Source organism: Nocardia flavorosea, from assembly GCF_015477805.1.
Lineage (GTDB): Bacteria > Actinomycetota > Actinomycetes > Mycobacteriales > Mycobacteriaceae > Nocardia > Nocardia flavorosea_A.
This window is the reverse complement of record NZ_JADLQL010000008.1, coordinates 65,440-77,680: the sequence shown is the minus strand read 5'-3', so window position 1 is coordinate 77,680 and position 12,241 is coordinate 65,440. Positions and strand designations below refer to the sequence as shown.

Genomic DNA, 12,241 nt, shown 5'->3' with positions numbered 1-12,241 from the left:
CTCTGCCGGTTCCGCGTCGTAATCCGACCGTCCGCTCTCCTGGCCTGCGGGTGACGTTCGTGATCCGCGTGGGCGGCCTCGTAACCGGCCCGGCCGCCATCAGTCGTCGGTCTTGATCTTCTTCATGATCAGGTGGGAATCCACCCTGGCGACGGCCCGCAGGCCCATGAGTTTGCCGGTCAGGAAAGTCTCGAAGACCTGTTGGTCGGTGACCGCGACGCGGACGAAGTAGTCGGGGCGCCCGAACAGGCGGTGGAACTCCACCACTTCGTCATAGGAGGCGACGGCGTTCTCGAACTCCTCCACGGTCTGCAAGTCGTTGATGCTGATCTCCACCGCGACGACCACCTCGAATCCGCGGGACATCGCGGCCGGGTCGATCCGCGCCCGGTAACCACTGATCACGCCGGCTTCCTCGAGTCGTTTCACCCGGCGCAGGCACGGCGGCGGTGTGAGACCGACCCGTTTGGCCAGCTCGACGTTGGTGAGCCGGCCGTCCTGCCGGAGGTGAAACAAAATATCCCGATCGACGGAATCGATATGCATATATGTCTCACAATCGCGAAATCGGATAAGAACGGGAAACCATATTACGCGTATTCGAGCATAAAATGTCCTGGTGAGCGCCACTTCGACATGTACCCCTGCAATCGATACCCCGGCCCGGGGCCGGTCGGACCTGCGGGCGGCGCTGGCGGACACCAGTTCGGTCGGTCTCGCGCTGTTCCCGCTCGGGCTCGCGTTCGGGGTACTGGTGGTCCACAGCCAGCTGGCCTGGTGGTGGGCTCCGGTGTTCACCGGTCTCATCTACGCCGGGTCGCTGGAGTTCCTGCTGATCGGTCTGGTCACCGCTGCCACGCCCCTGGCGCAGGTGGCGCTGACCGCGTTCCTGGTGAATTTCCGTCACATCTTCTATGCGCTGTCGTTCCCGCTGCACCGGATCCGGGGCAAGCGGCGTAAGGGGTATGCGACCTTCGCGCTCACCGACGAGGCATACGCCCTGACCACCGGCCCGGCGGCCCAGGAGTGGAGCGGCCGCCGGATCCTGTGGCTGCAGGTGCTGTGCCAGGGCTACTGGGTCGGGGGAGCCACCGTCGGCGCCGTGGGCGCGGCACTGGTTCCGGTGCAGCTGCAGGGCCTCGACTTCGCCCTGACCGCGCTGTTCGTCGTACTCGCCGTGGACGGCTTCCGGGCCGAGCGCGATATCCCCGTGCCGGTGCTCGCCCTGCTCTGCGCGCTGATCGCCCGAGTGCTGCTGCCCGGACAGATGCTGCTGGTGGCGTTGGGATTGTTCCTGGCGGCTCTGCTGCTGCGCCGCGTACTGACCGAGAAGGAGACCGTCGATGCCTGATACCGGCTACCTGATCGCCGCCACAGTATTGTGCTCGGTGATCACCTGGTCGCTGCGAGCCCTGCCGTTCGCGGTGCTCGCCCCGCTGCGCGCCGGCCGTATCGTCGACTATCTGGGTCGCCATATGCCTGTCGGCGTCATGGTCATCCTCGCCGCCTACACCCTGCGCGATATCGGCCCCACACAACTGTGGATCATCGGCCCCGCTCTCGCCGTCACCCTCGGCCTGCACCTGTGGCGCCACAACGCCGTCCTCAGCATTCTTACGGGCACCGCCGTTCACGTGGCACTGACCACCCTGGCCCACGCCTGAGGAGTCCGCGTTCGCGCCGAGCCCCGGCTCCGCGGCTCAGTGTGCCCGGGCGCGCGACAGGTTCCAGCTGTTCCAGGTTTCGTCGTCGAGCCGGTACTCGAGCCTGTCGAGCAGGTCGGCGCGGATGGCGGCGGGCAGACGGTTCAGGGCGGGGACGATATCGACCGACAGATCGGCCAGGTAGTCGACATCGAGTTCCTCGCCGCGCTCCCAGCGGTCGATGTTCTCGCCGGCGACCAGACCCTCGGGATTCAGTGCCGCCAGCGCCAACAGCGCGGCCGTCGCGGTTGCGACCGCACTGCGGGGCAGCCACGTCGTTTCCAGGCGCAGCACCGCGACGATCACCAGCACGTAGACGATGCCCAGCCAGAGTTCGCAGGTGCCGACCAGCAACCGCAGCACGGTGAATCCGTACGCCTGCTGGTAGGTCCACATCCGCCCGAGCGCGGAGGCGATCATCACCAGCGTGAGCCCGCTGATCGTGCACAACAGGCCGCGCAACCACAGCCGGTCCACGGCGGTGTCCCGGGCAGCGCGGTGCAGGACCGGCAGGATGACGGCGAGGGTGAGCACGGTGACCGCGGACAGCTGCCAGAAACCGCTCCGGGCGTATTCGGCGTAGGTCAGGCCGGCGGTGCGCTGCACGTAGTCGTCGCCACCGAACAGGGCCACCAGCTGTGCCCCGAGGAACAGCGCGAACACTGCCGTCAGCGCGCCGACCGGCAGCCCCCACTCCAGCCGCGCCAGCGTGCGATTCGCGGATTTCGGCTGATCACCGGCCGGGCGCGGGGGTCCGGCGAGCAGGTAGAGCGCGCCCAGAGTTCCGATACCCACCCAGAGGAACACCAGCGCCCAGCGGGTCAGAATGTCGCCGTCCAGCCGCGGAATCAGGCCGTCGACCAACGCCGCGAACGTGGCGTCGGCACCCGCCAGCAGCGGTATGAACACGGCCAGCAACAGCACCGTGACGGCGATGGAGCCCCCGAGCCTGCGATTACGCGCCCCGCCGCCGCCGGGCCGTTTCCCGGAGGCGGTGTACGCCCAGGCAACCGCACCGGCCGACGCCAGCGGAACAGCCAGTGCATCCCGGAATATCCCGCGCTCCGAACGCCGGCCCACCACCGCCAGCGACCCGGCCACGGCCGCCGCCGCCAGGCACAGCGCGAACAACCAGCCCGCGGCCCGGAAAGTTCCGACGGCCAGCAACGCCAGCGCCGCGACGGACCACCACACGCGTTCCCAGTTCCTGGTATGCCCCTGCTCCGGTCTTGCGGTACGGCTTGCCCGGCGATGAACCGTGCCGACCGCGGCCGCCGCCGCGGAACCCGCGAGCAGCCAGCCGATTCCGGGCTGGAAGAGCGGAACGGCCACTGCCGCGACGAGACCCGTTATCGCCGCCGCGGGCAGAGCACCCGCCGGGTAGGCGACCAGATGCCGGCGCGGCGGGACGGCCGGTGGTCTCGGGTATTCCGGTGTACCGAGTGCTCTGGACGGCTGCAGCGCTTGTGCCCGGCTGCCGGGACCCCGGACCGCGGTATCGGCTATCGAATCCGCGGCAGTTCCGTGCTCGGCGGGAGAACTCGCGATCGGGTCGGCCGGGACCGGCGAACCATATACGCGCTCCGCCGAATCACCAGCGCGGGGATCGGGCTGCCGAGCCCCGGCCGGCGTTGTGGGATCAGCCGACCGGCCCGTGGGGCCGGTGGGTTCGGTCGCGGGACCGGCGGGTTCGGTCGGTATCGCTGGGTCGGTTGTTCCTGCCGACCCGGCCGGAATCGCCGGGGCAGCCGGCTCGGCCGGCGCCGCCGATTCGCTGCTCGCGGTCGTTTCCGCGGTTTCCGGCGTCGCTGATTTCGCGGTTGCCGGCGCGGGGCCGGGCTCAGCAGGATTCGCCGGCTTCACCGGGAGCGTCCTTTCCGGGCCGTCGTCGTTCGCTTGGGCGCGTCTGGGCATGGGATCCCTCCTGAAGGTGTGCGTTATCGCCCCGGAGCCGATCGGCGGCCGGGTTGTGCGGGTGGGATGGTCAGTGGTCGGGTGGCTCGGTGGCCGGGAGGATTACGCGGATCCGGGATCCGGGGTCGGTGACGGCTATCGAGCCGCGGTGCAGATCGATCACCCAGCGCGCGATGGCGAGTCCGAGTCCGGTGCCGCCGCCGTCGGTGCGGCCGCCGCGGGTGAATCGGTCGAAGATGTGCTCGCGCTGGGCGGGCGGTATTCCGGGGCCGTCGTCCTCGACGTCGATGACGAGGTCGCCGCTCAGGGTGCGGGCGCGGAGCCGGACCTCACCGCCGGCCGGGCCGTGCCGGGCGGCGTTGTCCAGGAGGTTCGACAGCACCTGGTGGAGGCGGGCACGGTCGGCGTACACGGATGCGGATGCCGGGTCGGTCTCGCTGCGGAAGCGGATCCCGCGACCCGATGCCGCCGTCATGACCTCCGCCTCGGCCACCACCTCCGCGAAAAGCGGTGCGACCGCGAATTCGCCCCGGTCGAGCGCAACGGCGCCGGCCTCGATAGTCGAGAGGTCGAGCAGTTCGGAGACGAGCCGCCCGAGCCGTTCGGTCTGCGCGAGAGCCGTTTCGAGGGTTTTCGGATCGGGCTGCGACACCCCGTCGACCAGGTTCTCCAGCACGGCGCTCAGGGCGGTGATCGGCGTGCGCAGTTCGTGCGAGACATTGGCGATCAGATCGCGGCGCTGCCGGTCGGCGGCGGCGAGATCGGCCGCCATCCGGTTGAACGCCTCGGCCAGTTGCCCCACCTCGTCCCGGGACGAGGCCCGGACTCGGCTCGTGTAGTCCCCGCGGGCCATCCGCTGCGCCGCGGCCGTCATCTCCCGCAGCGGCGTGGTGATGCCGTGCGCCAGGAACTGGGAGGACACCAGTGCGATCACCATTGCGGCGAGCGTGGTCATCGGTGGTAGCCAGCCGATCTGCAGGCGGAAGTAGCCGAAGGCGAGTCCGCCCGCGAAGGTCATCAGCACGGCGAGTTTGAGTTTGATGGACCTGATCCGGTCGAGTGGCCGCGGCAGCACCGCTGTCACCCGGCCGGCGAGCTGCCGCAACCGGCTCGGGGTCTCGGTGCCGGGCATCGTGTTCATCTGCTCTCCAGGGCGTAGCCGACACCGTGGACCGTCCGGATCAGGTCGGCGCCGAGTTTGCGGCGCAGCGCCTTGATATGACTGTCGACCGCCCGGGTGCCCGCGGCATCGGCCCAGTCCCACACCTCTTCGAGGAGTCGTTCGCGGGCCAGCACTGCCCGGGGACGCTGCGCCAGCCGGGCGAGCAGATCGAATTCCAGCGGGGTCAGCTGCGCCTCGACTCCGCCGCGCCAGACCCGGCGCTGGTCGGCGTCGATCCGCAGATCGCCGACCACGGTGATCGCGCCGGGCCGATCGCCGGCGCGCTCGACCCGGCGCAGCAGCGCGTGCACCCGGGCAGTGAGGACGCGCAAGGAGAAAGGTTTGGTGAGATAGTCGTCGGCGCCGACGCCGAGACCGATGAGCTGATCGGTTTCATCGGTTCGCGCGGTGAGCATCAGCACCGGCACCGCGCGTTCGGCCTGGATGCGCCGGCACACCTCCAGTCCGTCGAAGCCGGGCAGCATGACGTCGAGGACGACGAGGTCCGGCTGGAATGTGCCGGCGGCGGCTACCGCGGTGGGTCCGTCGTGGGCCAGTTCTACCGTGAACCCTTCGGCCCGCAACCGCGCCGCCACGGATTCGGCAATGGTGAGTTCGTCGTCCACCACCAGGATCCGCCGCGCCGTCGCTCCCCCTGCCGGTGCCTTCTGTTCCATGGTCGGGAAGCCTAGCTACCCCGTGTGGAGAGAACAGGAGTCAATTGTGGAGATTCTGTGTGCCCTTCGGATCGGTCGCCGGAACCGTGTGCGATGTCGATGGCGAAACTCATGACAGGAGCGGTTGATTCACCGGTCAGGTCGAGAAGGCGATGTCGGCGTCCGCCACCTGATCGGTACGGCCCGGTTGAACCGGCACGCCCGCCATACCCACGACGCGGCCCAGGGACGACTTCGACCCCGCCACCCCGCCGCCGACAGAAAACGCCTGCTGACACAAGACACCGCGTGTACCCGCCCGGCGGGTACACGCGGTGCTTCGGGACGCGGGTGTCCTCAGAGCGCGAGCATCGCGGGGACGGTCAAGACCGCCACGTAGTAGCCCATGAACAACACCCCGGCATGGATCTTGAAGAACCGGCACAGCAGCCCGCCGACCAGTCCGACCGTGAGCGTGACGGCCAGACCCAGTATTCCGCCCTCCCAGACACTGATCACCACGACCAGCCCGGTGAACGCGGCGATGATGGCCTCGTGGCTCACATAGCGGACGACGATACTCGCGGCCCGGTGCGCGAAGTTCATCGCGAACGGGTACGCGATCAGGACCGCCACCGCGACGGCGGCGAGCCCGTAGAAAAGAAATTCGGTATTGGTGAGCGCGGTGGACAGGTTGTCGATATTGCCGTGGCCGTCATCGGTGGTGAAAACCGGTGGGGCGTTGAACAACGGTGCGGCGGGCCCGGCGGCGACCGGGCTCAACGGTAGCCCGAACGCGATGAGCGGGATGAGTGCTTCGGCGATATAGGTCGATTCGGTGGTGCCGTTACGCGCGGCGATCACCGAGGTGAGCCGGCGGTAGCCGTGTTTGACCCGGGAGGCGACCACTTCGCCCATCAGGACCGTCATGGCGACCGGACTGAATACGAAGGTCGCACTGGACACCGTGGCGGTGGCCGCGACATAGCCGGTCTGACCGCGGTCCAATATCCGGAACGGATTGGGGAAGTATCCCTTCCAGGTTTTGACATCGGGTGCGAGCCATACCGTCGCCGGTTCCCTGCGGGTCATCTCGGCCCGTCCCTGTGGGCCGAGAGACAAGAAGAGGTCGGCGATCAGCGGTCCGACGGCGATACCGAGGAAGTAGCTGATATTGAGTGCGATGTCGTAGGACTCGGTGAGCTGTTTGAGGCCCAGGATGAGGACGACGAACGGTATGAGCGCGAGCACTCCCGCCCATTTGCCGGGCGACGCGTAGGCGATGCCGATCGCGGCCAGCAGGAACAGCCACGGGGCGGCGGACTGGACGTGGTCGGCGATCGGGGCCAGCAACGTGGCGAACAGGACGGCGGCCGGGACGGCGATCACGGCGGCGATGACCGCCGCGGAAATCGCTTTGCGGAGTGCGATATGGGGTACGCCCAACGCACGCAGCATCCGCGCTTCGCGCATGAGCGGGACCGCCATCGTGTCCCCGGGTATGCCGAGCAGCGTGGTCGGCGCCGCATGCGTCATATGTTTGGCCACGGCCCCGGAGAGGAAGAATGTGAACACGGCCGCGGGCGGCGCGCCCAGCAGGATGACCAGCAGGGTAAGCGGGGCGATGGTGGCGGTTTCGTCGGTCCCCGACACCATTCCGATCAGCGAGAAGACGATCGCGCCGATTACGGCGAGTAATACGGCCAGCGCGATATCGCTGGTGAGAATTGCGCTCATGACACGGCACCGGTGTTCTCGCGTTCGGCCGCGGCGAACCGCGGGCGCAGCCCGAGATCGTCGAGTTCACGCCGAGTGTGGTCGGGTAGATCGGCCGGCGATCCCAGGCCGTGTCGTTCTTCGCGTAATGCGGCGATGACCTCGCCGACGGCCGCGTCCTCGGACGCATCGGTGACCACGATCCGTTTCGGCCGGAACAGCCGTCCACAGACCACTCCGGCCACCACGCATCCGGCGATACCCACCAGCAGTGCGTAGGCGTCGGCCAGCGATTCGTTCGTCACGAACGCGGAGAACGCCAGGTCGGACAGTAGCAGCGCGGCCAGGCTCACGCCGATGCCGATAACCACAGAGACGGCGAGATGGCGGCCTACGACGGTGTCACCCCACACCTCCAGATACTGCGGGTGTTCGCCGCCCGGGGCCGGCGCGGGGGCAGGTGGGTCGGCCGGTGTCGCCGGTACTGGCGGCGCGGGTTCGGTGGGCATGGGTACTCCGTCGGCGTCGATAGGGTGGGGCGGGTCAGGAAGCGGAGGCGGCGAGTGCGTTGACCACTCGCGAAGGGCCGGAGCGGCCCAGCACCGTGGACATCCACCGGGAGATCCCGGCCAGCGCGTCCAGGTCGATGCCGGTGGCGATACCGAGCCCGTGCAGCATCCACACGAGGTCCTCGGTGGCGAGGTTGCCGGTGGCGCCGGCGGCATACGGGCAGCGGCCCAGGCCGCCGGCCGCGCTGTCGAACTCGGTGATCCCGGCGGTCAGCGCGGCGTAGACGTTCGCGAGGGCCTGGCCGTAGGTGTCGTGGCAGTGGAGCGCCAGCGTCTCAGGGGCGATACCCCGCGCGAACAGGGCCTCCAGCAAGTCGTGGACGTGTCCGGGAGTGGCGACCCCGATGGTGTCGCCCAGCGAGATCGAGGCCACCCCCATATCGAAGAGGCGTTGGGCGATATCGGCGACGGCTCCGGTGTCGACGGCGCCCTCCCACGGATCGCCGAAGCACATCGAGATATATGCGCGGGTGGCGAGCCCGTGCGCGGCGGCGCCGGCCACCACGGGGCGTGCCGAGTCGAGCGCGCCGCCGACCGTGGTGTTCAGGTTCTTCGCCGCGAAGGTCTCGGTCGCGCTGACGAATACGGCGAGTTCGGTGGCGCCGGCGGCCAGCGCCCGATCGAGCCCGCGGCGGTTCGGGGCCAGGACCACCTGGCGGATATCGCCCGGCAGATCGAGACCATCCAGCAGGTCTTCGGCATCCGACAGTTGCGGAATCCAGCGCGGTGAAACGAAACTCGTGAGCTCGACGGCCGAAACACCCGCGGCGACGAGCCGCCGGCAGAATTCGGCCTTGGCCGCCGTCGGTACCACGGCAGCTTCGGCTTGGAGGCCGTCGCGCGGGCCGACCTCGTAAACCTGGACCGTGGCCGGCAGCCCCGGCCTGGGGTGCGGGTGCGGCGCCGGGCGCCGAACTGGTGTGAGGTCCGGGCTCATATCAGCTCCGGCTCCGCAGCTCCGCGAGCACCTTTTCGGCGTGCTCGACTCGGACGTTGCCGTCCCGGATGAGTTGCGTGACCACGCTGTCGAGTTCCGCGGCGCCCGCGCCGGCGGTCACCGCGACGGTCCGGGCGTGCAGGCTCATATGCCCGCGCTGGATACCTTCGGCGGCCAGGGCGCGGCAGGCGGCGAGGTTCTGGGCGAGGCCCACCGCGACCACGACCTCGGCGAGTTCGGTCGCTGTGGTCACCCCGAGAATCTTGATCGCTGCCTGCGCCACCGGGTGCGCCTTGGTGGCGCCGCCCACCAGGCCGACCGCCATCGGCACCTCCAGGGCGCCGGACAGATGTCCGTCGGCGGTTTTCTCGAAATGCGACAGCGCCGTGTACCGGCCGTCGGGGCCGACGGCGTGGGAATGGCAGCCCGCCTCCACGGCACGGGTGTCGTTGCCGGAGGCCAGCACCGCGGCGGTGATGCCGTTCATAATGCCCTTGTTGTGTGTGGCGGCCCGATACGGGTCGGCTTCGGCCAGCGCCGAGGCGTGCACGATATCGTCGACGACCTGCGCCCCGCCCAGCAGGTCGCGGTCGAATACGGCGCGTGCCCGCACGATGCGCTGGTCGGCCATATTGGTGAGAATACGGAGCAGGGAACGGCCCCCGGCGATCTCCGCGAGCCGGGGGGCGATGGCTTCGGCCATAGTGTTCACCGCGTTGGCCCCCATCGCATCGCGCACATCGACCACCAGATGCGCCACGACGTGGGTACCGGTCCGGGTGGGGACCAGGCGCACGTGCAGATCCCGGGCGCCGCCGCCGAACCGGACCAGGGTCGGGTCCTGCTCGTTGGCGAGGTCCACGACGGTCGACCGGTGTTCCAGGATACGTAGCCGCGCCGCCTCGGGATCGGGCAGATCCAGCAACTGGATCTGTGCCTGCATCACCGGCCCGGTTTCCGAGGTGAAGAATCCGCCCCGGTCGCGGGCCATCCGTGCGGCATTGCTCGCCGCGGCCACGACCGAGGGTTCCTCCGTCGCCATCGGGACCAGGTAGTCCCGGCCGTTGATCCGGAAGTTGGTGGCGATGCCGACCGGGATACCCAGCACACCGATCACGTTCTCGATCATGTGATCGGCGTGTTGGGTGTCGAGACCGTGCGCGGGGTCGAGGACATTCAGGTCCGCGACAGCAACCCCGGTCCGTTCGGAAACCACCGAGCGGCGTTGCTCGACGGACGAATCCTTGAATCCGGGAATTCTGCTGTTGACGGTCACTGCGCCCTCCATATCGCGGTTCCGCGGTATCCGCGGCCCCGGGGAAAATCTGCCGAGACCGACGCTACGGCGGCGTTGTAACCGGTGACATATGGTGGGACCACATGAAACCTCCTGCTCGGTGTGCTCTCATCACATCCGCCCTTCATCGGCCCGATACCGAACGCAACTCGTCCAACCGGGTGGCGAGCGAGATCCGGAACAAGTGTTCGTCCTGGCGCCAATCGGCGCCGAGCAGGGCTTTGAGGCGGTCGAGACGCTGCAGGATGGTGTTGGTGTGATAGTTCAGCGCGCGCGCCGTCTTCGTCGGGCTCGACTCGTGCCGGACGAACGTGCGCAGCGTGGTGAGCAGATCGGTACCGTGCCGGGCATCGTAGGCGACGACCGGGCCGATAGTGAGGTCGAGGAACGATTGCAGGGCCTCCGGGTTCGCTCCGAACAGCACGGTGTACGGGGCGTAGGCGTCCGTGGCGACGGCGCCGTCGTCGATACCCAGTCCCGCCAGCAGGCGCACAGTCTGTTGCGCGGTGCGGAACAGGCGCGGGAGTTCACCGGGAGCGGCGGCCCGCGGCGGGGTGACGACGAGAACCGGGGCGCCGAGCGCACCGATGAGCTGGGCGCGGAGATCGTTCGCGAAGACCATCGGATCGGCAGCCGATCCGAGGACGGCGACGGTGCCCGCGTGCTCACCCACCAGTCCGGCGTCGCCGGCGAATCCGGCGGCGGCGCGTTCGGCCCGGGCCCGCCGGGCCGGTGGTACCTCGACGATATGCAGCGATTTCAGGTCGGCTGGCGTCAGGCGGTGGTTGCGCATCCGCTGGTCGATATCGCGCCGCCGGTCCGGCGCGGAATCCAGCAGGTCGGCGATGAGTTCGCCGCTTTCACGACGGTATGCGTCGGTGACCGCCCGCTGTTGCAGGGCGAGCAGAGCCGCGACCTGTGCTGCCCGTTCGATCGTGCGCCGCTCCACCGGACCGAGCTCGACACTGCCGGGTGTGAGCAGGAGCGCGCCGAAATACAGTTCACCGGCAGTGACAGCGGTCACCGCCTCGACCGATTTGTTGTTCTCGACCGACCGGCAGTGTCCGCTCGACCGGCTCAGCGAGATCGCGGCCCGCACTTCCGGTGACAGACTCACCGCGCCGTGCTCGGTGTCCGTGGCCGCCGAGGTGGCGATCGCAAAGGATTCCGCGTCGACGATCGTCACCCGCCGGTCCAGCGCCGCCGCCAAAGTGCGCGCGACCTGCGGGAAGCCGCCACCGGACAGTACGGCGTGAACGAGTTCTTGGTGGACCGCGCTCGACCGGTCCCGGGCTTCCAGGTGCGCGGTCAGCTTGTCCAGGGCACCGCGGGTGCGGTCTTGTGATTCGCGCAGCTGGGCGAGGATATTCGCGGTCTGCAGTACGACCGAGGCATGGTCGGCCAGCGCCGAGAGCAACGCGATCTCTTCGGGGGTGAATCGGTGTTCCTGCCGGGTCGCGGCGAACAGGACGCCGAGCACGGTGCCGTCGGAGAGCATCGGTACCCCGAGGATGGAGACGATCCCTTCGGCGAAGACGGCATCGTCGATGGTGTCTTCATGGGTGCCCTCCACGTACTCGCTGTAGCGGGGGACCCACTGTGCCGACCGGGTATCGGCGATCCGGCTCGCCAGCCCCTTCCCGGCGGGGACGTGCAGATCCTGGAACTGCGGGGTCACCGACCCCATCGTCTTGCGGACGTGCAGGTCACGGGTGGTGGGATCGAATTCCGACAGGTAGGTCACGTCAGTGCCCATCATTTCGTGGGCGCGCGCCACCAACCTGGCCAGCAGTGCGTCGATATCGCGCACCTCGGCCAGATCGCGGGCGCTGGAGAACAGTGCGGTGAGTTCCTGCTCGCGCCGGCGCAGGCGGGCGACCTCGGCGCGGTCGCGGCGTACGCGGTCCACGATCTCGTCGATCATGCCGGTATCCAGGCCCAGCTCGGTCAGCGAGCTCGCCGGCGCGGCGACATCCGGTTCACCGTGGGTGACGGCGTCCAGGACCTCGTGGACGAGGCGTGCGACATCACTGCTGTTCATGGGTCCATGATTGCCCCCGCGCCCCGGCGGCCCGCCGGTCGGGTGCAGCCGCCCGGCGGGTCTCCTTCCGCCCGGCACCGCTCCGGCCCCCGCCACGACCACGTCCGGCACTACGCGTCCCCGGTCGTCGGAATCACCGCGGGTGCAGCCGGAACCGTGGACCGGGGGTGATAGCGGGGCACGCTGGAACCGGCCGGGTTCCCGGGGGGATATCCCGGTTACAGGCACAGCGGAGACCGGCGTGGT

At 69.0% G+C, this 12,241-nt stretch carries 11 protein-coding genes; 2 read left to right on the top strand and 9 right to left on the bottom strand.

The window, feature by feature from the left end; all coding sequences use genetic code 11:
• Positions 1 to 99: 99 nt before the first annotated feature.
• Positions 100 to 546, bottom strand: a complete 447-nt coding sequence (locus IU448_RS28070; protein ID WP_195058741.1) for an Lrp/AsnC family transcriptional regulator — start codon at positions 544 to 546, stop codon at positions 100 to 102.
• A gap of 73 nt (positions 547 to 619) precedes the next feature.
• On the opposite strand from IU448_RS28070, the gene IU448_RS28065 reads away from it, so the two are divergent.
• Both IU448_RS28065 and IU448_RS28060 read left to right on the top strand, forming a co-directional pair.
• Positions 620 to 1,351 (top strand): AzlC family ABC transporter permease, encoded by a 732-nt coding sequence (locus IU448_RS28065; protein WP_324188741.1) that lies wholly within the window; start codon positions 620 to 622, stop codon positions 1,349 to 1,351.
• Entirely contained in the window at positions 1,344 to 1,664 is a 321-nt protein-coding gene (locus IU448_RS28060; RefSeq protein WP_195058740.1) for a branched-chain amino acid transporter permease, read from the top strand. The genes IU448_RS28065 and IU448_RS28060 overlap by 8 nt, the downstream gene beginning before the upstream one ends.
• A gap of 36 nt (positions 1,665 to 1,700) precedes the next feature.
• Here IU448_RS28060 and IU448_RS29265 read toward each other — a convergent pair whose 3' ends face one another.
• The 8 genes from IU448_RS29265 to IU448_RS28020 all read right to left on the bottom strand — a co-directional run bounded on the left by IU448_RS29265 (position 1,701) and on the right by IU448_RS28020 (position 11,995).
• Positions 1,701 to 3,035: a DUF4173 domain-containing protein gene (locus IU448_RS29265; protein WP_324188740.1), complete on the bottom strand. Its 1,335-nt coding sequence runs from the start codon at positions 3,033 to 3,035 to the stop codon at positions 1,701 to 1,703.
• Between the two features lie 652 nt (positions 3,036 to 3,687).
• Positions 3,688 to 4,749, bottom strand: a complete 1,062-nt coding sequence (locus IU448_RS28050; RefSeq protein WP_195058796.1) for a HAMP domain-containing sensor histidine kinase — start codon at positions 4,747 to 4,749, stop codon at positions 3,688 to 3,690.
• Positions 4,750 to 4,754: 5 nt separating this feature from the next.
• Positions 4,755 to 5,456: a response regulator transcription factor gene (locus tag IU448_RS28045; RefSeq protein ID WP_195058738.1), complete on the bottom strand. Its 702-nt coding sequence runs from the start codon at positions 5,454 to 5,456 to the stop codon at positions 4,755 to 4,757.
• A gap of 336 nt (positions 5,457 to 5,792) precedes the next feature.
• Complete coding sequence (locus tag IU448_RS28040; protein WP_195058737.1) at positions 5,793 to 7,172, bottom strand: tripartite tricarboxylate transporter permease; 1,380 nt, start codon at positions 7,170 to 7,172, stop codon at positions 5,793 to 5,795.
• Positions 7,169 to 7,660 (bottom strand): hypothetical protein, encoded by a 492-nt coding sequence (locus IU448_RS28035; protein WP_195058736.1) that lies wholly within the window; start codon positions 7,658 to 7,660, stop codon positions 7,169 to 7,171. The genes IU448_RS28040 and IU448_RS28035 overlap by 4 nt, the downstream gene beginning before the upstream one ends.
• Before the next feature lie 34 nt (positions 7,661 to 7,694).
• Positions 7,695 to 8,657, bottom strand: a complete 963-nt coding sequence (locus IU448_RS28030; protein WP_195058735.1) for a hydroxymethylglutaryl-CoA lyase — start codon at positions 8,655 to 8,657, stop codon at positions 7,695 to 7,697.
• 1 nt (position 8,658) lies between these two features.
• Entirely contained in the window at positions 8,659 to 9,933 is a 1,275-nt protein-coding gene (locus tag IU448_RS28025; RefSeq protein WP_195058734.1) for a hydroxymethylglutaryl-CoA reductase, degradative, read from the bottom strand.
• Positions 9,934 to 10,078: 145 nt separating this feature from the next.
• Positions 10,079 to 11,995 carry a helix-turn-helix domain-containing protein gene (locus tag IU448_RS28020; protein ID WP_195058733.1) on the bottom strand — a complete coding sequence of 639 codons (1,917 nt, stop codon included), beginning with the start codon at positions 11,993 to 11,995 and terminating at the stop codon, positions 10,079 to 10,081.
• Positions 11,996 to 12,241: the final 246 nt, after the last annotated feature.